Consider the following 24235-nt stretch of genomic DNA (forward strand, 5'->3'; position numbering starts at 1 on the left):
CTTTCGACATCAGGCGAGCCGGAGACGGCGTTCGGCAAAGGCGTACATCGGACGCCAGACGAGCCGGTTGAAGGCGATCACGAACATCGACATCACCGCGATGCCGAGCGCGACGCGGGGATAGTCGCCGGCCTCGGTCGCCTTGGCGATGAACGTGCCGAGCCCGTGCGCCTCGACCTTCTGCGTCCCCCACGAGACCGCTTCGGCGACGATGCTGGCGTTCCACGATCCGCCCGATGCGGTCAGCGCGCCGGTGACGTAATAGGGAAACACGCCGGGCAGCGCGACCTGTCGCCACCATTGCCAGCCGCGAACGCCGAACATCCCCGCCGCCTCGCGCAGGTCGGTCGGGATCGCGCTGGCACCGGCGATGACGTTGAACAGGATGTACCACTGCGTCCCCAGGATCATCAGCGGCGACAGCCAGATGTCAGGCGACAACCGCCAGTGGACGATTCCGATCACCGCGAACGGGAACAGGACGTTGGCAGGGAACGCCGCGAGGAACTGCGCGACGGGTTGCAGGCGCTCCGCCCATTTGGGGTTGAGGCCGATCCAGACGCCGATCGGCACCCAGACGAGGCTGGCGAGTGCGATCAGCACGACGACCCGTAGCATCGTGATACAGGCCAGCCCGAACACCGCGACCGCATCGCTGAGCCGCAGCGTCGCGAAGACATAGCGTCCCGCGAGCCAGAGCGCGGCGACCACCGATACCAGGACCAACGCCTGCCACAGCCGTTCCAGCACGATGCTCGGTTCGTGGACGCGGCGCTCACGCGGGCGCGCCCTGCCCCGGTCGAGCGTCAGCAGGAGCCGGCCGAGCGCGGTGACCGGCGCGAACAGCACGGGCAACAGGCGCGTGCGGCGGAACAGGTCGTAGGCCCAGGACTGTGGCCGCTCTGTGCTGGCGGTCTGTTCGAACCGGAAGCGGTCCGCCCAGGCGACCACCGGCCGGAAGACCAGCTGGTCGTACAGCAGGATGACGATCCCCATCGCGACCACCGCCAGACCGATCGCGCTGAAATCCTTGCGGGCGATCGCGAGCGCCAGCCATGAGCCGACCCCGGGCAGTGTTACGGTCGTGTTCCCGACCGTGATCGCTTCGGACGCGACGACGAAGAACCAGCCGCCCGACATCGACATCATCGCGTTCCAGACCAGCGACGGAGTCGCGAACGGCAGATCGAGCCGGAGGAAGCGGCGCACCGGCGACAAGGCGAAACCGCGGGTCACCTCGTCCAGGTCGGACGGCACCGAGCGCAGCGACTGATAGAAGCTGAACGCCATGTTCCACGCCTGGCTGGTGAAGATCGCGAACACCGCCGCCAGCTCCACGCCCAGGATCTGGCCGGGGAACAGCCCCATGAAGGCAGTGACGGTAAAGGTCAGGAAGCCGAGGATCGGCACCGATTGCAGGATGTCGAGCATCGGCACGATGATCTGCCCCGCGCGGCGGCTGCGCGCGGCCAGCGTCGCGACGACCAGCGTGAAGACCAGGCTCGCCGCGAGTGCTGCGAACATCCGGATCACCGTGCGCAACGCATAATAGGGCAGATAGCGCGGATCGAGCGTGACCGGCTCGACCCGCAGGCGCGACAGCGGCTCGGCCACGCCTTCGGCGCCGCGGACCAGCAGCGCGGCGACACCAATCAGCAGCACCAAGGCGATGAGGTCGGCGCGGTTGGGCTGCGTCAGGCGGAGGATGCGCGAGAACGAGCGGACTGGGCCGGCAGTCGCTACCGTATCAGTCGCCATGCCATTCCTCCCCGCCGACGGGACGCGCTAGCGTCGCCGCGTGACAGGCGCGCGTCATGCCGAGCGCTCGGCCACGGCACGGGATCCGCGCGCCGCCCATCCTCGCAGGATGCGGCCACGGTGAAGCGGCGCGACGGCCAGCGCGGCGTGAATGGCGCGATCATGCTGGATCGTGCGGAAAACGATATTGGTCATCATGCGTCTCTTCCGGGCTCGTGGGCCAAGTCCGGGACAGACGCTCAGCCGGATCGCACTCGCGATTCGTGAACGGCGTGCCCGAACCCGGGACGTCCAGCCGTGATCGTCAGCAGGGCAGAGCCGCTACTGTCGCCATCGCCGGACAAGGGGTAGATCGGGGTTTCATGTGCGTCCTGTTCGTTACCGGTGCCGCGATTGCGCCACCTGCCGGGCGCCCTTGGCGTCGCGACGAGCGCCCGCTATACCCTAGGGGGTATAGATCAAGAGGGTGATGCACGTCGGCCATGAGCCATGTCGAAAAAGAGAAGAAGAAGCTGCTCAACCGGCTGAAGCGGCTGAAAGGACAGATCGAGGCGCTCGAACGCGCGATCGAGGAAGACCGCGAGTGCGCGCGGGTCCTGCAGCAAGCCACCTCGTGTCGCGGCGCGCTCAACGGATTCATCGCCGAGGTGATCGAGGATCACATCCGCGAGCACATGATCAACCCTGCGACCGCGCGTGACGACCCCCGCACCGTCGCAGCCGAGGAGCTGGTCGAGATCGTCCACGCTTACCTCACCTGATCGCCGGCGCAACGTCTACGCCGCGAACTCCTCGGGCAGATAGCGATCGGCAACGATCTCGAACCGATCGCCGTCGACCATTACCTGCGGACTGAGCGCGCGGCAGTTATAGGTCGACGCCATCGCCGCGCCATACGCACCGGTGGCGTGCAGCACCGCGAGGTCGCCGCGGCGGACACGGTCGATGTCGCGCGCTACCGCGAACACGTCGCCGCTTTCGCAGACCGGGCCGGCGATGGTGGCGACCATCCGCTCGCCGTCCGGCGAAACGGCTTCGAACCGGTGAAAGGCATCGTACAGCGCCGGCCGCGCGAGGTCGTTCATCGCCGCATCGACGATCACAAACGGATGGTCGACGCCCGGCTTCACCCAGATCACTCGCGTCAGAAGCACGCCGGCGAGCCCTGCGACCACCCGCCCCGGCTCGAACGTGAGTTCGACGTCCCAGTCGCGCGTGACCCGCGCGACCATGGCGGCGTAGGCGTCGAGCGTCGGAACGACTTCGTCGGCGCGGTAGGAGATGCCGAGGCCGCCGCCGAGATCGACGCGGCCGACGACATGGCCGCGCGCGCGCAAGTCCGCCACCAGCCGACCGATCCGATCATAGGCCTCCTCCAGCGGCGCGAGATGGCGCAGCTGGCTGCCGATGTGTAGCGCCACCCCGACCAGGTCGAGACCCTCGAGCCGCGACAGTCGATCGTACATCGCGGGGACGTCGGCGATCGGCACCCCGAACTTGTTGCCGCGCCGCCCCGTCGAGATCTTGGCATGCGTGCCGCCGTCGACGTCGGGATTGACGCGCAGCACCGCCGTCGCCCGCCTGCCCCGCGCATGGGCCAGCGCGGCGAGCACCTGTCCCTCCTCCTCCAGTTCGAGGTTGAACTGACCGACGCCGGCAGCGAGCGCGTCGGCGAGTTCGCGGTCGGTCTTGCCGACGCCCGAAAAGACGATGTCCGATGCCGCGATCCCCGCGTCGAGCGCGCGCCGCATCTCGCCCCCGGAGACGATGTCGGCGCCGAAGCCGCAACCGGCCAGCAGGTGCAGCACCGCGCCGTTCGGGTTCGCCTTGACGGCAAACGCGACGCGCACGCGTGGCAGGATCGACAGCGCCGCCCTGAACCGGTGCGCTGCATCGCGCAGCGCGGCGGCGGAATAGACGTGGGCGGGTGTCCCCACCGCCTCGGCGATAGCGGGCAGCGGCACGGCTTCGGCGCACAGGACGCCGTCCCGCGGACTGAAATAGGTCATGCGTGGTCTGTGTCCGGTTATCGGGAATGCGGCGGGTCGGGCCGCCGGCGGGTACGACGGAGGTCGCACGGCGTGGATCGCTTGCGCGGTGTGCCCGTGACCATGACGCTCGGCGCGCAGCACCACCGCCACGCGCTTGCCGTTGATAATCAGCGTCAGGCCGAGCAGCGCGATCGGAAACACGAGCATCGCCTGCGCCGACCCGTTCATCGCCGCGGCCACACCGCAGGCCCCGACCGCCAGCACCAAGCCGATCCCGCGCCAGAGCATATCGCGCCGGGTCATGCCGCGATTCCTCGAACTTGGCAGGCGGCATCATCGGCGATCACGATCCGCCCGGCGTTCCTGACGGCATGCGCTGCCTCCGGGCGACGGTTTCGCGCGAGGTCGTGCCAGATCACGATATCGGCCGGCAGGTCCTGTTCGTCGCGCAAGGCCGCGACCATGTCCGCCACCGCGAAGTCGACGCCGATCGCCAGGTCGGTGACGCGGTGCGCCGCTGCCCGCGCCCGCCCGATCAACAGCGGCGATCGGTCGATGCCGCGTCCCTCGATCGCCGTGAAACCAAGCCGCCTCGCCTCCGCCAAGGCCTGCAACAGCAGCGTCCCGGCACCACATTCGGCGTCGACGATGCGCACCGCGTGCCGGCCATTCGTCCGCAGCGCCGCCAGGGCTGCCTCGATCTGGGGCCAGCGCGGGTCATGGGCGGCGGCCTTCGACACGTGCCGCGACGGGCACGTCGACGCGACCCCGCCGATCGCCGTGCGCAACCGGACGGGAAGAGCATGTACGTTCATTTCCATCCCTCCGTCAGGCCGCCCGCGGCAGCGCACGCTCGTCGCGACCCACCGGAGCAAAGGACACGAGCGGCGTGAGCGGCACATCGGCGATCTCGACGCTCGCATGGTAGATGTCCCGCTCGGCCTGCGCATAGCGCATCGCGGCGCCGTACGAGATGAAGCGGCCTTCGAGGTTACGCCTGCTGTCCTGGACCAGCCAATGGCCTGCGCGATCCTGGCCGACATAGATGACGAGCCCTGTAGGATCGGGCTCCGATATGGGTTCAGACGACATTTCGCCTACGTGCCTTTCGTATCGCGAGCGTCCTGCCCGCCCCCGATAATTACCGGTCACGGCATAGCGCTTCGAGATCGATCCCGGCCGATCGCATAGTGCGCGCATAGTGTTGCGCTCGGTTCGCCGCGTTCCGGCCCCTCAGGTGCTACGGAATGACGAGAGTCAGACCGGCTGAAACATCCCGAACGGGTCGCTGCACGTCAATCGGCCGGGGGCGTCGATACGCCCCGATACCCGGCGCCTATAGTGCGGGACTTTCGCCGCAACGACCGTGATGTCGTACCATCCATAGTTCTTGCCCAGCGGCCAGCTACGCTGCGCTTCGGTCAACGGCGTCACCTGGGTCGTGGCACCGATGCGTTCGGTCCGCGCGGTCAGTTCGTGCGTGCGGTGCCCGGCGGGGAGAAGCAATGCCATCTCGGTCGTGGTCGCGCGCCAGACCAGCCCGGACAACAGCGCCGGGTCGTCCCTGTGCCCCATGAAGTGGCGGTGAAACCCGTTCGGACCGAGCACCCAGAGATCGTAACGACCTTCGTGATCGAACGGCCAGCGCCCATCCAACGCGCGTCCGGGCTCGACCGTGAAGCGGCGCGGCGTCTGGGTCAGATTGGTCCGATCATAGACGTGGAACACGGCGCCCTGCGTCCCGTCTACGACGAAGCGAAGCGTGATTGCGCCATCGGCGATCGTCTCGCCGACGGTCAACGCATACGGTAGCGGGCGGGCACGACGGATCCCGGGTTCCTGCCATGGAGGCGACGAACCGGCCGGCGCCTGCGGGCTCACCTGCTTGGGGATCGCGGCAGCCCGCACGGCGTCGATACGCGGATCGGGCATAGCGGCGAACGGCGCAGGGTCGGCAGCGGTGAAGTCGAACGCGGAGGTCAGGTCGCCGCAGACCGCGCGGCGCCACGGCGCGATGTTGGGCTCGTGAAAGTCGAAACGGCGTTCGAGGAAGCGGATCACCGAGGTGTGATCGAACACCTGCGAATTGACCCACCCGCCCCGGCTCCACGGCGACACGACGTACATCGGCACGCGCGGGCCCAGCCCGTAAGCCCGCCCGCGATACGCCGGCAGATCGAGCGCGGCATCGCCCTTGCTCGGGTTAAGGTGATAACTGCCCTCAAGATCAACGGTCGAGCCGCCGAGGACCGTGCCGTCTGCCGCGTGCGACGGCGGTGCAGGCGGCGGGACGTGATCGAAAAATCCGTCATTCTCGTCGAACATGACCAACAACGCGGTCCGCGCCCAGACCTTCGGGTCCGCGGTCAGCGCGTCGAGCACCTCGACGGTATAGGCCGCGCCTTGCGCAGGGCTCGAGGGGCCGGGATGCTCGGAGCCCTTCGCCGTGGCGATCACGTACGACACTTGTGGCAGTCGCCCGGCGAGCACGTCGGCGCGCAATACGTCGAGCCCGCGCGTCGTCAACGCGCGCTCGCGCAATGCCGAGTCCCCGCCACCCCGGTGCGCGTCGCGAAACGCGGCGAACCCGACCAGCGGGTTGTCGGTGAAATTGTCCGCCATGTCCTGGTAGATGCGCCAGTCGACGCCCTTCGCCTGCAATCGCTCGACCACCGTCGTCCAGCGGTACGGTTCGGGGTTGCCGCCATCCTCGGCGAAGCTGTCGTGCGAATTGCCGATCGCCGGACCGCCCTTGGTGCCGCCGGGATCGTTGGTCCCGCTCCACAGGAACAGCCGGTTGGTGTTGGTGCCGGTCTGGACCGAGCAATGATACGCGTCGCAGACCAGTGAACGCCTCGGCGAGCGCGAACTGGAACGGGATGTCCTCGCGCCGGTAATAGCCCATCGCGCGCTGGCTCTTCGCCTCGGGCCAGTGCGCCATCCGCCCCTCGTCCCAGCCGCGCTGCGCATCGGGCCAGCTGTGCGGCGTGCCCTCCATCCGCATCAGGTCGAAATTCGTGCGCGTCGCAAGATGGAACGGCGACACGGTGCGCGCGCCGCCCGGGGCCGTCCGGTCGCGCTGATACCAGACCGGTGCCGGCTTCGTCGCATCGGACTCCGCGGGAACGGGGATCGGCAAGCGATCGGCGAACCCGCGAACACCGCGGAGCGACCCGAAATAATGATCGAAGCCGCGATTTTCCTGCATCAGGATGACGACGTGCTCGACATCCATGATCGACCCCGTCTTCACGTCGGGCGCGATCGCCGCCGCCCGCGCGATCGCCGCGGGAAACGCGGACAGCGCCGCCCCGGTAAGGCCGGCACCGAGTAGCGTACGGCGAGAGACATCAGTCATCGGGCAACCCACAGGTGAAGAACATGGTCCGCAAACGCACGCGGACCATGCCCATTTCGGATCAGAAGTCGAGCGACCCCTTTTCGGATCAGAAGTCGAGCGACAGCGACGCGGTCACGGTCCGCGGCGTGCCGAGAAATGCAGAGCCGCCATCGGCGCTCGACAGATAGCGTTCGTCGGTCAGGTTGGTCGCCTGCACCGTGAACGACACCCCTTCAGTTGCTCGCTCACCGCCTCCAGATCGGCGCCGACATAGCCGCTCACCAGCGTGAAGCTGCCGGCCTGCGCCTTGCCCTGCGTATCGATGTTGCGGTCGCCGACGAACTTGGTGGCGATGCCGGCCTTGAAGAACGACTTCTTATAGTCCGCCGAGACCACCCACATGGTCCGCGGCGAATTGATCACCTGCTGGCCGGGCGTCACGCCGACGTCGGCATCCTGTGCGGCGTCGCCGGTGCCGATATACGTCGCGTGGTTGTAGGTGAAGCTGCCCGACAAGGTCAGCGGCGGCAGCACGCGGTAGGCGAGCGCCGCCTCGATGCCGCGGCTCTTCACCCCGCCGACGTTCAGATAGACGCTGTCCTGCTGTTCCAGATAGTCGATCCCGGTGACGAGGTTCGACGAGATCGAGACGATCTGGTTCTTGAACTTGATGTCGTAGCCGGTCAGCGATGCCTGGACGCGGCCGGTATTGTAGCGTGCGCCGATCTCGATGTTGTTGGCGGTTTCCGGCCGCAGGTTGCGGATCGTCTCGGGCGGCTGGCCGAGCGGGCCGTTGCCGATCGCCGCAAAGTTCTGCGAATAGCCGGCGAACATCTCCAGGCCCTGGAGCGGCGTCGCATAGGTCAGGCCGGCGTTGATCAGCGGATCGGAATGCGACTGGATCGACGTCGCGCTCAAATTCCCGAGCAGTTCGGTGCGGCTCTGGTCGAGGAAGAACTGCTTGACGCCGAGGCGTGCGGTGACCGGACCATAGGTCACCGCGTCCTCGGCATAATACATCACCTCGTCGAGCCCATAGTCGGTGCTGAACTGCACGTAATAGGGCGTGCCGTCGAACGCCGGACCGACCCGCGCGTTGGTGATCTTGTGCCAGTCGCGAAGTTGGTTGGCGCGGCTATGCTCGAACCAGAATCCGGCGCGGAACTGGTTCTGGACCACGCCGAAGTCATGCTGCCAATCGACGTCGCTCGTGACGCCCATACGGTCGTTCTTGTAGTGGGTGTGGCGGTACGACATGACCGGCGTCGCGTCGGACGCGTAGCAGGCAGGCGAATAATCCGCGGGTACGCCGCTGGTGCCGACGCAGCCGGCGGTCATGGTCGCGGCCGCACCGGCGGGCGTGACGAAGTAGATTTGGCCGAGCGCGTCGCTGCCGCGCACGGTCGGGCCGCCGACAAATTCGCTTTCGGGATTGCCGCTGCCGTCGTTGCGGACATCGACCAGGTACGGCGGCGCGAAATCGCCGCGGCCGCGCATCCGGTGGTAATAGCCCGCCACCTGCAGCTTCACTTCGCCGACCTCGGTACGCGCCTTCAGGTACCCGAACAGGTTCTTCCGCAGCGCGCGCGACGTCGAGCGATAGGCCTGGTCGACATACGGCAAGCCTGTCCAAATGTCGGTATAGGCATCGTGGTTCGGATCGTTCGCGAACTGCGCGGGCGATACCGATCCGAACTCGGACTCGTCGGCATCGTCGTACGAGACGAAGCCGGTCAGATCGACCGTACCGACACGACTGAGCACCTTAGCGTCCAAATGGTCACGGCTGGTCTTGCCCGATCCGCCGATCCAGTCGCGGACGCGCGAGGTCGACGCGCTGACATAGGCGGTCGTATTCGGTGCGATGGTGCCGGTATCGCCGCGCACATAGAATTTGCGCGCCCCGAAGTCGCCGCCCGCCGCCGTGAAGCGCAATCGGCTGTCCGCGGTCGGATCGGAGGTCACGTAATCCAGCGTCGCGCCGAGCGCCTCGTTCGAGCGCGACGAGATGTCGGCGGTGCCCTGCGACACGTTGACGGTCTTCAGGTCGAGCACGTCGATATACCGGTTGGCGCGCGATCCGCCGCCATAGCCCGACCCGCCGTTCGGCAGGCCGTCGATCGTCGAGCCGATCTGCTGGCCACCGCCGCCGCCGCTGTTGAAGCCGCGGATGCTGATCGAGGTCGCCCAGTCGGACGAGCCGAACGCATCGCCCTCGCCCACGAACACGCCGGGCAGTTCGTTGATGACGTCGTTGACGCTGGACAACGCGGACTGCCGCTCGATCATCGGCGCAGTCACGCGGGTGTTCGCAAATGCCGTGGATTGCCCCGTCACGACGATCTCGTCGCTGCGCGGCTGTTCCGCGTCGCCTGTCTGCGCCGCGGCCGGCACGGTGGTCGGCACGGTGGTCGGTGCCGCGTCCGGCATCGGGGCCGGCGTTTCCGTCGTCTGCGCATGTGCGTTCGTCGATGCCACGATCGCGAGGATCGCAGCCCCCATCATCCACTTGGTCATGTCGTCTTCCCCTGCCGCGGTCCGAATTTCGCCGGGCATCCCGTACCGATGCCCTTGCAAGCGCGGTGTGACATGGCTGTGACATTATGTGGATATGGTTGGTATTTTGTGGCTTGTGCAGGACGGGAGATGCGGAGAAACAGGCGTGACAGGAGAAGCCTCAGTGACGCAGTCGGATCGTATCGCCAGTCTGGTCGCGTTGCTCGAAGCGCGAGGATCGTGTTCGATCACGATGCTCGCCGATCACTTCGCAGTGTCGGACGAGACGATCCGGCGCGACGTGCGCCAACTCGAGGCGAGCGGTCGCGCGTACAAGGTGCATGGCGGGGTCAAGCTTCCCGACAATCGGCTGGAGGCGCCGTACCGGCTGCGGATGCAGGCCCAGGCGGATGCAAAGCAGGCGATCGCGCGCCGTGCCGCAACGCTGATCGAGGACGGGATGACCGTGCTGGTCGATTCGGGCACCACCTCGTGCTGGGTCGCACGCGCGCTCGCCGATCGGCGACGACTGACGATCGTCACGAACAACCTGGAGGTGGCGGGCGACATGCTCGGTCGCGACGGGATCCGCGTCTTCCTGGCCGGCGGCGCGGTCAACGTCGATTACCGCGCGACGTTCGACGCGGAGGCGATCCGGTATTCGCGCGGCTTCTCGCCCGACGCGACGATCCTGTCGATGGGCGCGATCGAGGCCAAGCGCGGCTTCATGGATTTCGAACCCGACGAGGCCGCCTACAAACGCGCGCTGCTCGATGGCGCGCGCCGGGTGATCGTCGTCGCCGACGCGGAAAAGTTCGACCGCGCCGGCACCGTCCATGTCGCCGACTTCGCGCAGGTCCACGACCTCGTCACCGACCTGCCCGCGCCGCCGGTGATCGCCGATGCCGCCACCCGCGCTGGCGTCCGGCTCCACACCGTCTGAGCGCCCTCACCGCAGCGGCGGATGGCGAACGAACCAGAATGCCGAGACAAAGGTCAGCACCAGCAACGCGGCGCCGGTCAGCACGCCGGCATCGAGGAACAGCCCGAGCCAGTCCCGCCCGGGCGCGGTCGTGCTCCGCATGAGCAACAGACCGATGCTGCCCGAATAGCCGAACGCGTCCGCCAGATAGATCAGGAATCCCGCGGTGCCAGGCGACGGACTCGCGGCCATGATGCGGTCGAATAGGATCGCGCTGAACAGGGCATAAGCGAGGTAGATACCGACGCCGGTCAGGATCATGCCGGTCACCGGCCCGATCGCCCCTGCGCGCAACGCCAGCATCGATCCGCCAAGGATCACGGCGCCCGCCATGATGACGCCGTGGATCGTGACCACCGCATACCGGTTGTCGCGCACCAGCCCCAGCATCGCCAGGCCGAGCAGCACGATCACCGCCACGGGCACCTCCGTCGCCACGTACAGCGCAGGCGTCGCCGGGTGATCGAGCGCGATCCACAGTTCGGGCGCGAAATTGTCGCGCAGGTCGCGAAGTGCCGCCAGCATCGTGTAGCCCGCAACCAAAGCGGTCACCGGCACCCAATGCCGCTTCAGATAGGCGCGCCGTGCCGTCGCATCCATCGGACCGCGAACGCCTCTCGCCTTCGAGTCCGCGACGTCCGGCGGTGGGGATCGGGCAAGCGCCGCCATGCCGGCCAGCAGCAGCGGCGTGAAGATCAGCCCGGTCAGTGCCGGCATCCAGAACGCGCCGACGCCGTGCACCAGCAACAGGCTCCCGACCGATCGCGTCGCGCCCGACGACAGGATGAAGCTTGCGGTCAGGATCGACGCCAGCACCTCCGAGTTGCGCCGCCCCTCCAGATAGCTGAACACCAGCCCCCAGATCATCCCGAGCGGCAACCCGTTCAGCAGCATCGCCAGCGGGCCAAACCGGGCGGGCAAAAGCGCCAGCAGCAACAACGCCGCCCACGCCGCGCCGATCAGCGACAGAATCAGGCGCGTGCGATGCTCCGGCCGATGAACCGATACGACATGCACGCCGATCATCTTGGACAGCGCATAGCCGACCGCCTGCGACAGGATCAGCGCCGTCTTGTAGTCGAGCCCGGCGAACACGGCGGGTACGCCATCGAACCCCGCCGCGGCGATTGGCTTGCGAAACCCGTACATCGCAAAATACACGCAGAACGCGGCGATGCCCGGCATGATCGTCAGCAGCTTGGTCGGGCGCTTGGCCGGTAGCTTGGCGGGGAGGAGTTTCGACGACGGGGACCACGAGTTCACCGCCAGTCGCTATGCCAGATACGTTTCACCGGCGTGACACGGCCCTGGTTCTATCGGGGGAGATCGCCGGCAACCGGTATGATCGCTTGGATGGCGCGAGCACGAAACGCGTCGAAAGCGGCCGCATGATCGACGCGCACCGCCATCAAGCAAACCGCGCAATCTTATTGATAACGACTTGCATTAGGTTTTCATACGTTCCAATAGTCCGCAAGCGCTACCTGGGGAAACGAATGACTGCCTTGCTCGCCGTTCTGATGACCGCGGCCACTCTCGATGCCGAGCCCGTCAACAAGCCCGATGTCGGGACCGAGCCCCTACTCCAGGCGGGCCAATCGACTGAAGAGATCGTCGTCACCGGCGCACGGACCGAGGGCAGCAGCGATTACACGATCCCCGGGCAGACGACCGCGACGCGGCTAAACCTGACGCTCCGGGAGACGCCGCAGTCGATCAGCGTCGTCACGCGCGCGCAGATCGAGGATTTCCAGCTCAACGACGTCAATACGCTGCTTGCCACGGTACCGGGCATCAACGTGCAGGCCGGCGAGACCGACCGCGTGTATTTCTCCGCGCGCGGCTTCGACATCCAGACGTTCCAGGTCGACGGCATCGGCGTCCCGTTCGCGTTCGGCATCCAGACCGGCTCGATCGACACCGCTTTCTACGACCATATCGAAGTGGTCCGTGGCGCGCCCGGCCTGCTGTCCTCGACCGGCAACCCGTCGGCGGTGGTCAACTTCATCCGCAAGCGCCCGACCAAGGACCTTCAGGTGCGCGCGAGCGGGCAATATGGCTCGTTCGATCAATATCGCGGCGAGGCCGATGTGAGCGTGCCGATCACCAAGGACGGCAGCGTCCGCGCACGCGCGGTTGGCGCGTATCAGGACGGCGACAGCTATCTCGACCGATACGGCCTGCGCCGCTGGGTCGGCTACGGTATCGTCGAGGCGGATCTGGGCGCCAACACGACCGTCAGCGCAGGTTACGGCCATCAGGATCACAAGAGCCGCGGCGCGATGTGGGGCGCTATCCCGATCACCTATAGCGATGGTACGCCGTTGGACTTCGCCCGCTCGTCGAACGTGGCCCCCGACTGGTCGAGCTGGAACGTCATCGATCGCCAGATCTTCGGCGACATCACGCACCGCTTCGGCAACGGCTGGGTCGCCCGTGCCAGCGCCATCCGCCGCGCAACCGACGAGAACAACACGCTGTTCTACGTTTACGGCAACCCGCTACGGAACGACGCGGACGGCATCGGTATCGATCCCGCGACCGGCTTCCAGGTCGGCATCCAGAGCTACCCCGGCAAGTTCCGCGCGACCACCCGCAACCTGACGATGGAAGCCTATATCGCGGGCCCGGTCACGTTCCTAGGCCGCGAGCATGAGATCAACATCGGCGTGAACCGCAGCGCACAGGAATATATCCAGCAGTCGAGCTACGACGACAGCACGATCGGCACGTACCTGCCGTATCCCGACCTGTTCGCGGGCAATTTCCCACTGCCCAACTTCCCCACCGAATTCTCGAGCGATCCGATCTCGAGCCAGAACACGCACACCACGCGCGAGACCGCTTACGGCCTCATTCGCTTCAACCCCGGCGACGCGGTGAAGGTGATGTTCGGCGGCAACGTGACCCACGCCAAGAGCACGGGCTTCTCCTACGGCACGAACACCGATTTCGATGCCACCCGCTTCCTGCCGTTCGCAGGCGCGACGGTCGACGTGACGCGCAACCTCAGCGTCTACGGCAGCTACGCGACGATCTTCAATCCGCAGAACCAGCTGCTCGACTTCAACCGGCGCATCATCGATCCGATCGAAGGTGAAAACCTCGAACTGGGGATCAAGGGCGACTGGTTCGCCGGCCGGCTGAACGCGACGGTCGCGCTGTTCAGGACGCGGCAGGACAACACTGCCGAGGCGGCGGGCATCGTCGTCGAGAACAACGTCACCCGCACCTATTATGTCGGGATCGACGCGCAGTCTGAAGGCGTCGAGATCGATGTCGGCGGTCAGATCGCACCGGGTCTGCAGATGACCGGCGGATACACGGTGATGCGGATCGAGGATCCCGAGGGCAACCCGGTCCGCCGCTATGTCGCACGGAATACCGGGCGGCTGAACCTCAGCTATACGCTGCCGATGCTGCCCGCGCTCAAGCTGGGCGCAGCCGCGCAGTACCAGAGCCGCATCATCTCGCCGAGCGGGCTGGGCCGGCAGGGCAATTACGCGTTGCTCGACCTGTTGGCGGCGTACAGCATCACCCCGAACATCTCGGCCGCGGTAAACCTGCGGAACGTCACCAACACCAAATACCTGACCGCAACCAACTTCGACGGCGGCTATTACGGCGCCCCACGCTCGGTGATGGGAACGATCAGCGTGCGATACTGACGTGCAGATGCATGGGTAAGCGTGGCGACGGCGGCCAGTTCGCCGTCGCCGTGGTGGATGCCCTGCGCGACCAGACTGCCCCTGCCACAAACTGACCATTCCGATGACGGCGAAGTGCGTGTAGACCTAACCGGTCAGGACCTGCAGCGTTCGACTTAAGCGGCCGACACGAGCGGCATCGCACGACGCTGTCCGAGCAGCGCTGACACGGGAGAAGGCATGAAAAAATTACTGCTGGCCGCGCTCGCGGCGACGAACGCACTCACCGCCGGCACCGCCGACGCCCGTCCGCGCTGGACCGAGGCGCAGGCCACCGCCTGGTACGCCAAGCAACCGTGGCTGGTGGGTGCGAACTACACCCCGCTTCCGCGATCAACCAGCTCGAAATGTGGCAGGCGACGACGTGGGATCCCAAGCGGATCGACTACGAACTGGGGCTCGCCCAGGGTATCGGGATGAACACGATGCGCGTGTTCCTCCACGACCAGCTCTGGGTCCAGGATCCCGAAGGTTTCAAGCGCCGCGTCGATGAATTCCTGACGATGGCGCGCGCGCACGGCATCCGTCCGCTGTTCGTGCTGTTCGACAGCTGCTGGGATCCCGATCCAAAGCTCGGGCCACAGCATCCGCCGATCCCCGGCGTCCATAATTCGGGCTGGGTGCAGGGTCCGGGCCTGCCGGGTTGCGCGACCGGAGCCGCTACCCCGCGTACAAGGCGTATGTGCAGGGGATCGTCGGCGCGTTCGCCAAGGACGACCGCATTCTTGGCTGGGACGTCTGGAACGAACCCGACAACGGCGCCGACCAGTATAAGGGCCAGGAGGGCAAGGAACCGCTCGTCCGGGCGCTTCTGGCGCAGGCGTTCGACTGGGCGCGCGACGCCGACCCGTCGCAGCCGCTGACCTCGGGCGTGTGGCAGCATGACGACTGGACCCCGACCGGTGGCAAGCTGTCGCCGATGGAGAAGCTGCAGCTCGGCCAGTCCGACGTCATCACGTTCCACGATTACAGCTGGCCCGAAACGTTCGAGGCGCGCGTGCGTCAGCTATTGCCGTACAACCGGCCGATCCTGTGCACCGAATATATGGCCCGCGGCAACGGATCGACGTTCGACGGTTCGCTGCCGATCGCCAAGCGCTACAATGTCGCCATGATGAACTGGGGGTTCGTCGACGGGAAGACACAGACCCGCTTGCCCTGGGACAGCTGGAAAAAGCCGTATGTGATGGAGGAACCGACGATCTGGTTCCACGAGGTCTTCCGCGCCGATGGCACGCCCTATCGCAAAGCGGAAACCGATCTGATCCGCCGGCTCAGCGCTGCACCCAAGACCGTGGTCCCCGGCGAACCGATCACCGTGCCGCAGTCCGGCACACGTCGCCGCCGCTGACGGCGCAGGGGCCGGCGCAGAGGCCGGGGCCGGGGCCGGGCACAGGATCCCGGCCTCGATCACGGCGTATTACGGCAGGACCGAAGCCGAGCGTCCCCAGTGGTTTGGCGTGCGACCCAGCTCGAGTTCCAGCATGCCGCCCTGGATGATCGCGGCCTGCGTCAGAAACGGCACGTCGAGCGGTTGTCCATTCAGCCTCGCCGCGCGGATGTAACGCGTGCCCGCCCCTGCCCGCGCGCGACGATGGTGAAGGTCCGCCCGTTCTCGAGCGTGATCCGGGTGCGCGGCTGGTGCGGCGCGTGAAGATAATAGAGATCGCTGCCAAGCTTCGGGAACAGCCCGATGCGGTTGAAGACATAATGCGAGCTCATCGCGCCACTGTCCTCGTCGCCGGGATAGGCGTTCGCGGTAAACCGCCTGAAGACGACATCGGCATAATAGCTTGCCAGGTCCGGCCGGCCGACGTCGCTGAAGAGCCACGGCGTGGAAAAGGACGGCTCGTTGGTGAAATCGATCAGCTTGGCATCGAAGGCGTGCTGCAATCGCCGGGTGAACGCCTCTCGCCCTCCCATGATCGCGACCATCCCGGGCACATCGTGGACCGGCGCGTAGGAATAAATCCATCCCGTCCCTTCGTAGAAGCCGAAATTGTCGTGCGTCTTTCCATCCCAGCCCAGCTTGGGATCGTTGGGCTGGAAACGCCCGTCGGCAAAGCGGGGACCGACAAAGCCGGTATATCCGTCGCTCTCGGCATTCGCGTCCCAGACGTTACGCCAGTTGCCCGCCCGCTTCGCCAACACCGCCGCCTCGTCCGGACGGCCCGTGCCCGCCGCCAGCCTTGCCGCGTAATAGTCGTTGAGCGCCATGCCCGTGGTGGCCGAACCCGAGCGCGACCGTTGCGGCGTTCCTTCGGGACTGCGATCGCCGACCGCGAAATAGCCGTCGACGAGATACCGTGGCCGGCGCCGTTCGAATGCGTTGAACAGGGCGACATCGGCGGCTTTCGTCCAATCGACCCCGGCCACGCCGCGCAGAAAGCCCTCGCCGATCGCGTTGTCGACCTCGTCGCCCGCCTGCCCGATATGGAAATTGCGGCCGGAAATAAACGCGGTATCGGCCGCGCCATAGCGTTCCCACGTCCGGATGAACGATCCGATCACGCCCGCATAGGTCCTGGGCCGGACGATCGACATCAGGGGATAGAGCGTGTGGTACGTATCCCATAATGTGTAGTGATCGTCATAGAGCGGCGACGTCCGCTCGCTTTCCACCTGGTCCTGCGATCGATCGCGGGGCTGGATCGTACTGTGATACAACGACGTGTAGAACCGGCGGCGATCTGCCTTTCCGACGCCCTCGATCGTGATGCGTGCCAGGGCGTCGTTCCAGGCCTTGGCCGCCGCCATCCGGACACCGGCCAGATCCCAGCCGGGTATATCCTGCTCGAGCAACTCCTCTGCACGCTGCGCGCTGGCGAAGGAGACCGCGATCTTCATCTCGATGGGTTTGCGATCGGTGCTGCCGAACGTCCACCAGGCGCGCAGCGGCTGGTCGGCGGGGCGCTGCCGCTGGTCGCGCCCGCCCGCCGCACGTTCGATCGCTCGACGCCCCACGCGGTCGGCTTCGCATCGACCTTGCGACGAACCAGATATCGACCTGCGCGGGCGACCAGTAGTTCTTGGTGCGGACCCGGCCGACGATCTTCCCTTCGTCGGGAAACAGCGTCACGTCGGACCCCGCGCTCCCCATTTGGCCCATGATCTTGCGGGTGACGTCGAACAGCAGGTGTGCATCGTCGGACCGGGAGCCGGAGCGGGGAAAAGTGAACCGGTACAGCGCGGCATGGTGTGCCGGGGCAATCTCCACGTCGGTGCCATAGCGCGTCAGGGTCACCGAATACCCGTCGGCCGCTGCATGTTCGTTCCGCTTTGGCGAGAGATGATCGGCTTCCCGCGTCTGCAACGTGCCGGTCTGGGGCGAGACGAGAAACGTGCCGTAGCTCGGCGTGCCGCCAGACCCTTGCGTATGGAGTTGCGCAAACCCGCTCAGCGGTGCGTCGCGGTCATAGCCCGCATTGCTCGTCGTCGACGTGATCGTGTTCGGGCTCGGGTGGATCGATCCGGCGGGCAGCGTCGGACCGGGGATCGTGTCGCCCTGATCGTCATCGCCCGTCCCGAGCAGCGGGTCGACATATTGGCTGAGCGGTACGTGATCCTGACCGGCGCCGCCCCCGTCCCGGCCCCTCCCTGCGCCACCGACGCCACCGAGGCCAGAGCGAGGCCGAAACCGATCGACGCCAGCGATGCGGCGGACCGCCGTGCGCTTGCCGATCCGCCCCTCCACCGGTTCATCGTCTTGCGGGGTCGCGCGTGCCTCGGCAGTCAGCACGAGTTCGGCCGCGAGCAACGCACCCTCCTGATCCTGCGCGACCGACGTGTGTTCGACGATATCCGTCACGAACTGCGGCCCGAACGGCAACGGCACCTTCGAGCAATCGAGGTAGCGCGTCCCCTTCTTGTCGGCGATCAGCAGGTGGTTGCCACCCGGCCGCCCTGCGATGTCCACATATTTACGGAGCTCGATATAGCCCTCTGTGCCGAGGATGAAGAGGCGGCCGTCGCCCCAGGTCGGCAGGCCGTCGGGCGTGAACCAGTCGACGCGGACATAGCCCGAACCGCCGTCGCCGCTTAGCATCATGTCGCCGAAATCCTCGAACTTGGGATGCGCGGGATTGCCGAAGTTCCCCGTCTGCGATGCGAGCACCTGCGCGCGCTTACTGCCCGTCAGGTAGACGAACTGGTCGGCCTGGTGACTGCCGACATCGGTCAGGATACCGCCGTTCTGCGCCGGGTCCCAGAACCAGTCGGGGCGGCTCGCGGCGGACAGCCGGTGCGGTGCGAGGTTCACGGTCTGGATCACGCGCCCGATTGCGCCGTCATGGACGAGTTGCCCCGCCATCACCGCGGCAGGCACCTCAAGCCGTTCGGAATACATGATCCCGTATTTGCGCCCGGTCTCCTTGATTGCGCGGCGGACGTCGGCAAGCTGCTTCAGCGTCGTCACCGCCGCCTTGTCGCTGAGATAATCCTTGCCCGCACGCATGACCCGGATGCCCAGCGGTGCGCGCAGGCTGGGGATCGCCGCGCTGCACACCAGCTTGATCGTTCGGTCGTCGAGGATCTCCTGCTCGGATCGCGCGAGCTTCACGTCGCCGTAGCGCTTCCTGAACATCGCGATCTGTTTCAGATCGGTCGCATAAAACGCGGTGAGCACGCCGCCGCCGCGGATGATCGCATCGGTGATGCCATAGATGTGGTTGTGGTCCATCCCGATCACCGCGAACGGCAGGCGGTATTTCGCCTCCGGTGCCGGACGCGCGACCGCGCCTTCGGTGGGCGCATCGCCGCGCGTGGCGGATTGTGCGAACGCGTCGGCGGCAAACCCGGCGGCGAGGCCAGCGGTCAGGCCAAGTCCGAGGACCCCGCGTCGGTTGGTATCGGTCACAGCTATTCCCCTTGTCAGATCGCAACCAGATTCGTCGGCCATGTCATCGCGTCGCCGCGGTCCATCGCCTGTTCGCCGAGCAGCGAGGCGACGCTCGCCTGATAGGCTTGGCGCAGCAGGCCGGGCAGCGGCTTGCCCGCGCGCACCGCCGCGCCGAACCCCTCGAACTGCAGCATCGTCTCGTCATATTCGCCCCAGCCGAGCGACTCGCCGGGCGTCGTCACGGGCAGCTCGGGGAACCAGGTGGCGCCGCCAATCGGCACGGTGCGCTTGTGCCCACGCGCGACATCCTTCTGCATCCGCTGCAGCGCCAGTACCTTGGCCGGCACCTCCTGATAGATGCGGCCGAGTTCGGGCTCGATCGTGCCCTTGCTGCCCTGGATCTGCTCCTCGCAACCATAGCGCGCGTTGTTCAGCAGCGAGGTGTAGATGAACTTTCGCCCGCCCGAATATTCGTAGATCAGCGCGACATGGTCGTAGACCTCGCGGCCGTCCTTCCAGAAACAGATGCTGCCCGAGCCGATCACCCGCGTCGGCGGCGCGTCGAAGAACCAGTTGCCGACCTGAAGCTGGTGCGTCGCCAGTTCGGTCATCAACCCCGCCGAGCTGTCGCGGTACAGGCGCCAGTTGATCTGGCGATCGGTGGCGTCGGCAGGCACCGCGCGACGCCAGGCATTGTTGCGGTGCCAGCTCGCCCGGATCTGGGTCAGCGATCCGATCTCGCCGGCCTTGGCGCGCTTCAAGGCGTTGAGATAGGTCGGGTGGAACATCCGCTGATGGCCGATCTGGAGCACCTTGTTCGCCGCCTGCGACCGGGTCACCATCGCGCCGCAATCCGCGATCGTGCGCGCCATCGCCTTTTCGCACCACACATGCAGCCCCGCATCGAACGCGTCGAAGCTGTGCCGCGCATGCAGGTTCAGCGGCGTCGCGATCACCACCGCATCGATCCCGCCAGCGTCGAGCATCGCGCGGTGATCGCTGAAGACGCGCGTCGTCGGGCCGACCCACTGCCGCGCCTTCGCCAGGTTCGGCGCATAGGTATCGCAGATCGACACGACCGCGCAGCTGCGCGTCTTGTTGATGTTCTGGATCAATGTCCGGCCCCGGTCGCCCGTGCCGATCACGCCGAGCCGTACGGGGTTCGTCTTCGCTGGATCGGCACCCGCCGCCGACGCCGCGGACACGGCCCAGGGCGCCGCGGCCGCCATTCCGGCGCCAGCGGTCGCCATCATCACGCGATCGATGAACGATCGCCGCGTGAGGTCGAAATCCTTGTCGGTCATGCCGCGGGCATCCTCGCTTCGTCGACGGTCGGCGCCGCCTCTTGGGAAAGATCATATAGAAAACGGTGGGTCGGCGCGCCCTCCACCAGTCGTCGCGCGCCAGCGTCATCCGCGACCAGCAAAGCGGTGCTCAGCGCCTCCGCCCTGCCGCCGCTGCGATCGACCGCCACCGCACAGCGTGCCGCGGTCACGGTCGCGCAATCGCTCGGCCGGATCATCGCCGCACGCTCGGGCGCATGCGTGCCCGCGCCCACCGTCGTCGAGATCGACAGCGCCTCGTCGATGAGGTCGAGCTCGATCAGCACCGCGCCGTCGATCGACGGATGGGGTATCGCGAACGGCCAGCCGCCCCCGAGCGGATGCTCGCCGATCACCGCCAGCGAGCTCTCGCCCGCCGAGAGACACGCCGAGACGACGCCCGCATCGCGCAACGCCGCGCACGCCCGATCCAGCGCAAACCCCTTGCCGAAACCACCGAAATCCAGCGCGAGCGGTCGCGTCGCCGCGATCCGCGCCGTGCGCGCGTCGAACATGACATCGCCCCACCCCGCCCCGCCGAACCGCTGGTCGATCGCGGGATCGAACAGCCCGACGGTCAGCGCATGCACGTCCTTGATCGCGGTCAGCGCCTCGATCAGCACCGGATCGTCGATCGCGACGCCGCGCCCGGCGAGAGCGCGTCGTTGACCGCGGTCGTCGGCGACGGTCGATGGATCGTCAACGCATCGTCGACCTCCTCGATCGCGCGCCGCGCCGCGATCACGGCATCCGCAAATTCGCCGCCGAACACGTGCAGCTCGACCCGCGTTCCCATCGCAACGAAGCGCTCGACCTGCGCAACGATGCTCACGTCAGGCCTTGACCTCCCAGCCCGGTTCGTACGCGACCGACCACAGCTTCATCGCCTCCGCGCTGCTCGGCTTGCCGGTCGTCGGATCGACGGTCAGCACGCTGTCGGTGCGATAGGCCATGTTCCCCAGATGGCAGAGCGTCGTGCTGATATGTCCCTCGGCGATCGGCGAATTGAGCGCCGAGGCGCGGCCGCGGATCACGTCGACGAAATTGCCGGCGTGATAGACGTCGAGGACACCCTCGCCGACCGTACCGGTCGTTTCCGACGTTGCCTTGGCCATCACCTGCCGGATCGACTTGCCCGCAAGGTCGTAGAGTTCGAAACCGTTGCGATCGACCACCGCGGATCCCTTGGTGCCGAGCAACAGGACGCCGCGTCCGCGCCCATAGGTCAGCATCGCATTGCAGCTCTGGCCGTTCCAGCGGATCACCCGGTCGTTGTCGTAGTTCAGGTCCAGCGCGAGCGAATCGTACATTTCCCAGTCGTCGCCGGCATGGAACCGCTTGGCGCCCTGCGCGGACACGGTCTTGGGATAGGTCAGCCCCATCAGCCAGCGTGCAACGTCGAGTTCGTGCATCGCGTTGTTGCAGAGTTCGCCGGTCCCGTATTGCCAGAACCAGTGCCAGTTGTAGGGGACCAGGTTCGACCGATACGGCGCGCGCGGCCGTGGCCCCTGCCACATGTCCCAGTTGAGATTGGCCGGCGGCGTCGTCACCTGCCCCTTGCCGATCGTCTTGCGATTGTTCGCGTACCAGGTCTGTGCCTCGTACACGTCCCCCAGGTCGCCGGCCTGGACGAGCGCGAGCAGCTGCCGCGTCTCGGGGCTCGATCGCTGCTGGTTGCCGACCTGCAGGATGCGCTTGGTGCTCTTCTGCGCGGCGATCATCGCCTCGCCTTCGGCAGGCGCGATGCCGATCGGCTTTTCGCAATACACGTGATGCCCGGATTTCATCCCGTCGACCGCGAGCTTGGCGTGCCAATGGTCCGGCGTCGCGATCGTGATGATGTCCAGCGCCTTGTTGTCGAACAGGCGGCGGTAATCGCCCTCGGTCTTGGGCGCCGGATTGCCGCGCGCCGCGAACTCACCCGCACGCTTGGCCAGCACCGCCGAATCGACGTCGCAGAAATGCGTGATCTCGACGTTCGGCACCTTGGTGAACGCGCCCATATGCGCCTGGCCGCGCCCGTTCACGCCGATCACCGCGACGCTGAGCCGGTCGTTCGCGCCCTTGATCCGCGCATAGCTGCGCGCACTCATCGCCATGCCGAGCCCAAGCCCCACCGTGGCACCCGCACCCTTGATCATCGTCCGACGGTCCATCGATCCATCCCCTTCAGAGTTCGCGCAGCTTGATCGACCGGAACTCGACCTGGTCGCCGTGATCCTGAAGCAGGATCGGTCCTTGCTTGCCTTCGCCGAAACCCGGCACGCCGGCATATTTGCTCTGTGCCACCAGCGCCCGGAACGCCGGGGAGCCGCGGTCATACTCGACCATCTTGAAGCCGTTCAGCCAATGCTCGACATGCGTGCCCCGGACGACGATCACCGCGCGGTTCCAGGAGCCCGGCGGATTGATCCGCTTGCCCGGGCTGTCGGGATCGGACAGGTTTTTCGCGGCGATCAGGTCATACAGCGATCCGAGCGTCCGGTTGCCATCGCGTCCCATCTTGGCGTCGGGATGCCGCTCGTCGTCGAGCAACTGATATTCGAGCCCGATCGACTCGCCCTTTTTGAGCAGGCCCGCATCGACGAAATACTTGATCCCGCTATTGGCGCCGGGCGTCAGCTTGAAATCGATCGACAGTTCGAAATTGCGGTAGTCGCGGGTCGTCGCGATATCGCCGCCACCACCGCCACCCTCGACGCGCAACACACCGTCGGCCATCGACCAGCCCGTTGCCGGAAACTTCTGGCCTTTGACGCTACGCCAGCCGGCACCGGTCTTGCCGTCCCACAGCAGCTTCCAACCGGCGCGCTGCTCACCGGCGGACAAGCGATTGGTCAGCCACCCCTGCTCGGCAAGCGCCGTCGCAGGCATCGCGAACCGGGCCGGCGACTCCGTGATCATCCGCACGTTGCGGAACCGCACTTCAGGATGCCGTGCGGCCTCGGCATCGGGGATCGCATGGACCTGGAAGGCGATGAAGCCGCGTGCATCGACGTCGTCGACCACATCGGCGGCAGGCACGCCGTTGATCCACGTCCGCAGCCGCGTGCCGATCGCCTCGACACGGTAGTGGTTCCAGTCGCCCGAGCGGAAAGTCTGGCGTGCCGCCTCGTTACGACCCAGCGTATAGAGCCATTGCCGGCGCTGCTCGTCGTACAGCCCGGCACTCCAGCGGCGCGACGACGGGTCGATCTCGGCCTGATACCCATGCACCACGCCGTCACGATAATCCGGTCGGCTCTGACCGCGGATCATCATGCCCGAGTTGAGCGCCGGATCGGTCTTCGCATCGAATTCGATGATGAAGTCGCCATACTGCGCCTCGGATACGAGCCAGCTGTTGGTCTTGCCCGGCTCGGCGCGCCCGATCAGCTCGCCATTCTCGAAAGCATAGCTCGCCTTGCCGCCCGTCGCACGCCAGCCGGCCAACCCCTCGCGCGGGGTCACATCGCGCCACGGCGCCTTTGCCTGGTTAGCGGAGGATTGCTGCGTCGGTGCAGCTTGGGCCCCGGCATCGACTGATGCCTGCGCCATCAACGGCACGGCCGCCAAGGCCAGAATTGCGAGCGCTCGAGCCATTCGCCTCCCCTTTTCTCTTTTCTGCGAGCGCGGGTTGGGCAACCCTCTCCGGACAGGTCCGGTCGTCTCGCATCATTTACCGCCGACATGTCGCTGTCGTACGGCCTCTCCTGAACCACGTCTTAAATTGTGGTCGGGCCACATGCAACATGATTGTAAGGCATTTTTATCGGACCGCAGCGCGGTTTTCGGCTGCACTCGGCTCGCCGATGCTTTACGC

18 protein-coding genes and 3 pseudogenes are annotated in these 24235 nt (G+C 66.5%); 5 read left to right on the top strand and 16 right to left on the bottom strand.

What is annotated here, in order from left to right; translation table 11 throughout:
* Positions 1 to 9: 9 nt before the first annotated feature.
* Both AC0IX7_RS08790 and AC0IX7_RS08795 read right to left on the bottom strand, forming a co-directional pair.
* Entirely contained in the window at positions 10 to 1758 is a 1749-nt protein-coding gene (locus AC0IX7_RS08790; RefSeq protein WP_471811397.1) for an ABC transporter permease, read from the bottom strand.
* Positions 1759 to 1812: 54 nt separating this feature from the next.
* On the bottom strand, positions 1813 to 1953 hold the full coding sequence (locus tag AC0IX7_RS08795) for a hypothetical protein (protein ID WP_471811399.1): 141 nt from the start codon (positions 1951 to 1953) through the stop codon (positions 1813 to 1815).
* 287 nt (positions 1954 to 2240) lie between these two features.
* Between AC0IX7_RS08795 and AC0IX7_RS08800 the strand changes: the two genes are divergently transcribed.
* A complete protein-coding gene (locus tag AC0IX7_RS08800) occupies positions 2241 to 2519 on the top strand; it encodes a metal/formaldehyde-sensitive transcriptional repressor (RefSeq protein ID WP_471811400.1) in 279 nt (92 codons plus the stop codon).
* A 15-nt stretch (positions 2520 to 2534) separates the two neighbouring features.
* On the opposite strand, the gene lysA is transcribed toward AC0IX7_RS08800, so the two are convergent.
* From lysA to AC0IX7_RS08825, 5 genes and pseudogenes are all read right to left on the bottom strand, one after another.
* Positions 2535 to 3767, bottom strand: a complete 1233-nt coding sequence (gene lysA, locus AC0IX7_RS08805) for a diaminopimelate decarboxylase (protein ID WP_471813808.1) — start codon at positions 3765 to 3767, stop codon at positions 2535 to 2537.
* A 281-nt stretch (positions 3768 to 4048) separates the two neighbouring features.
* Positions 4049 to 4564, bottom strand: coding sequence for an SAM-dependent methyltransferase (locus AC0IX7_RS08810; protein ID WP_471811402.1), 516 nt, complete (start codon positions 4562 to 4564; stop codon positions 4049 to 4051).
* Positions 4565 to 4577: 13 nt separating this feature from the next.
* On the bottom strand, positions 4578 to 4841 hold the full coding sequence (locus AC0IX7_RS08815) for a hypothetical protein (protein WP_471811404.1): 264 nt from the start codon (positions 4839 to 4841) through the stop codon (positions 4578 to 4580).
* Between the two features lie 165 nt (positions 4842 to 5006).
* A complete protein-coding gene (locus AC0IX7_RS08820) occupies positions 5007 to 6719 on the bottom strand; it encodes a phosphocholine-specific phospholipase C (RefSeq protein WP_471811406.1) in 1713 nt (570 codons plus the stop codon).
* A pseudogene (locus AC0IX7_RS08825) lies at positions 6655 to 6984 on the bottom strand (alkaline phosphatase family protein); the annotation flags it as partial. The pseudogene AC0IX7_RS08825 and the gene AC0IX7_RS08820, both read right to left, overlap by 65 nt.
* Between AC0IX7_RS08825 and AC0IX7_RS08830 the strand changes: the two are divergent.
* A complete protein-coding gene (locus tag AC0IX7_RS08830; protein ID WP_471811408.1) occupies positions 6931 to 7083 on the top strand; it encodes a hypothetical protein in 153 nt (50 codons plus the stop codon). The pseudogene AC0IX7_RS08825 and the gene AC0IX7_RS08830 overlap by 54 nt on opposite strands.
* Before the next feature lie 204 nt (positions 7084 to 7287).
* On the opposite strand, the gene AC0IX7_RS08835 is transcribed toward AC0IX7_RS08830, so the two are convergent.
* Positions 7288 to 9606 (bottom strand): TonB-dependent receptor, encoded by a 2319-nt coding sequence (locus tag AC0IX7_RS08835; RefSeq protein ID WP_471811410.1) that lies wholly within the window; start codon positions 9604 to 9606, stop codon positions 7288 to 7290.
* A gap of 163 nt (positions 9607 to 9769) precedes the next feature.
* Here AC0IX7_RS08835 and AC0IX7_RS08840 point away from each other — a divergent pair, with 163 nt between their 5' ends.
* Positions 9770 to 10528, top strand: a complete 759-nt coding sequence (locus AC0IX7_RS08840; RefSeq protein WP_471811412.1) for a DeoR/GlpR family DNA-binding transcription regulator — start codon at positions 9770 to 9772, stop codon at positions 10526 to 10528.
* Positions 10529 to 10534: 6 nt separating this feature from the next.
* Here AC0IX7_RS08840 and AC0IX7_RS08845 read toward each other — a convergent pair whose 3' ends face one another.
* Positions 10535 to 11830: a DUF5690 family protein gene (locus AC0IX7_RS08845; protein ID WP_471811413.1), complete on the bottom strand. Its 1296-nt coding sequence runs from the start codon at positions 11828 to 11830 to the stop codon at positions 10535 to 10537.
* A 257-nt stretch (positions 11831 to 12087) separates the two neighbouring features.
* On the opposite strand from AC0IX7_RS08845, the gene AC0IX7_RS08850 reads away from it, so the two are divergent.
* Both AC0IX7_RS08850 and AC0IX7_RS08855 read left to right on the top strand, forming a co-directional pair.
* Complete coding sequence (locus tag AC0IX7_RS08850; protein WP_471811415.1) at positions 12088 to 14235, top strand: TonB-dependent siderophore receptor; 2148 nt, start codon at positions 12088 to 12090, stop codon at positions 14233 to 14235.
* Positions 14236 to 14454: 219 nt separating this feature from the next.
* Positions 14455 to 15625: pseudogene (locus AC0IX7_RS08855) on the top strand (cellulase family glycosylhydrolase).
* Positions 15626 to 15816: 191 nt separating this feature from the next.
* On the opposite strand, the gene AC0IX7_RS08860 reads toward AC0IX7_RS08855, so the two are convergent.
* The 7 genes and pseudogenes from AC0IX7_RS08860 to AC0IX7_RS08890 form a co-directional block, all read right to left on the bottom strand.
* Positions 15817 to 17121, bottom strand: coding sequence for a glycoside hydrolase domain-containing protein (locus AC0IX7_RS08860; RefSeq protein ID WP_471811417.1), 1305 nt, complete (start codon positions 17119 to 17121; stop codon positions 15817 to 15819).
* Between the two features lie 145 nt (positions 17122 to 17266).
* Positions 17267 to 19171, bottom strand: a pseudogene (locus tag AC0IX7_RS08865) (Gfo/Idh/MocA family protein); the annotation flags it as partial.
* On the bottom strand, positions 19144 to 20415 hold the full coding sequence (locus tag AC0IX7_RS08870; RefSeq protein ID WP_471811419.1) for a Gfo/Idh/MocA family protein: 1272 nt from the start codon (positions 20413 to 20415) through the stop codon (positions 19144 to 19146). The pseudogene AC0IX7_RS08865 and the gene AC0IX7_RS08870, both read right to left, overlap by 28 nt.
* On the bottom strand, positions 20412 to 21056 hold the full coding sequence (locus tag AC0IX7_RS08875) for an FAD:protein FMN transferase (protein WP_471811421.1): 645 nt from the start codon (positions 21054 to 21056) through the stop codon (positions 20412 to 20414). The genes AC0IX7_RS08870 and AC0IX7_RS08875 overlap by 4 nt, the downstream gene beginning before the upstream one ends.
* The gene (locus AC0IX7_RS08880) at positions 21050 to 21265 is read right to left on the bottom strand and encodes a hypothetical protein (RefSeq protein ID WP_471811423.1); all 216 of its coding nucleotides are present in this window, start codon (positions 21263 to 21265) and stop codon (positions 21050 to 21052) included. Before AC0IX7_RS08880 ends, AC0IX7_RS08875 begins: the two co-directional genes overlap by 7 nt.
* A 1-nt stretch (position 21266) precedes the next feature.
* Positions 21267 to 22589, bottom strand: a complete 1323-nt coding sequence (locus AC0IX7_RS08885; protein ID WP_471811425.1) for a Gfo/Idh/MocA family protein — start codon at positions 22587 to 22589, stop codon at positions 21267 to 21269.
* 13 nt (positions 22590 to 22602) lie between these two features.
* A complete protein-coding gene (locus tag AC0IX7_RS08890; RefSeq protein WP_471811427.1) occupies positions 22603 to 24015 on the bottom strand; it encodes a 3-keto-disaccharide hydrolase in 1413 nt (470 codons plus the stop codon).
* Between the last annotated feature and the right edge of the window lie 220 nt (positions 24016 to 24235).

Source organism: Sphingomonas sp. AC411 (assembly GCF_979253035.1).

Bases quoted from the DNA above. Each gene is read 5' to 3' on its own strand.
- AC0IX7_RS08790 (WP_471811397.1), bottom strand. From the start codon at position 1,758: ATGGCGACTGATACGGTAGCGACTGCCGGCCCAGTCCGCTCGTTCTCG.
- AC0IX7_RS08795 (WP_471811399.1), bottom strand. From the start codon at position 1,953: ATGACCAATATCGTTTTCCGCACGATCCAGCATGATCGCGCCATTCAC.
- AC0IX7_RS08800 (WP_471811400.1), top strand. From the start codon at position 2,241: ATGAGCCATGTCGAAAAAGAGAAGAAGAAGCTGCTCAACCGGCTGAAG.
- lysA (WP_471813808.1), bottom strand. From the start codon at position 3,767: ATGACCTATTTCAGTCCGCGGGACGGCGTCCTGTGCGCCGAAGCCGTG.
- AC0IX7_RS08810 (WP_471811402.1), bottom strand. From the start codon at position 4,564: ATGAACGTACATGCTCTTCCCGTCCGGTTGCGCACGGCGATCGGCGGG.
- AC0IX7_RS08815 (WP_471811404.1), bottom strand. From the start codon at position 4,841: ATGTCGTCTGAACCCATATCGGAGCCCGATCCTACAGGGCTCGTCATC.
- AC0IX7_RS08820 (WP_471811406.1), bottom strand. From the start codon at position 6,719: ATGCGCAGCGCGGCTGGGACGAGGGGCGGATGGCGCACTGGCCCGAGG.
- AC0IX7_RS08830 (WP_471811408.1), top strand. From the start codon at position 6,931: ATGATCGAAGCCGCGATTTTCCTGCATCAGGATGACGACGTGCTCGAC.
- AC0IX7_RS08835 (WP_471811410.1), bottom strand. From the start codon at position 9,606: ATGACCAAGTGGATGATGGGGGCTGCGATCCTCGCGATCGTGGCATCG.
- AC0IX7_RS08850 (WP_471811415.1), top strand. From the start codon at position 12,088: ATGACCGCGGCCACTCTCGATGCCGAGCCCGTCAACAAGCCCGATGTC.
- AC0IX7_RS08860 (WP_471811417.1), bottom strand. From the start codon at position 17,121: ATGAAGATCGCGGTCTCCTTCGCCAGCGCGCAGCGTGCAGAGGAGTTG.
- AC0IX7_RS08870 (WP_471811419.1), bottom strand. From the start codon at position 20,415: ATGACCGACAAGGATTTCGACCTCACGCGGCGATCGTTCATCGATCGC.
- AC0IX7_RS08885 (WP_471811425.1), bottom strand. From the start codon at position 22,589: ATGGACCGTCGGACGATGATCAAGGGTGCGGGTGCCACGGTGGGGCTT.
- AC0IX7_RS08890 (WP_471811427.1), bottom strand. From the start codon at position 24,015: ATGGCTCGAGCGCTCGCAATTCTGGCCTTGGCGGCCGTGCCGTTGATG.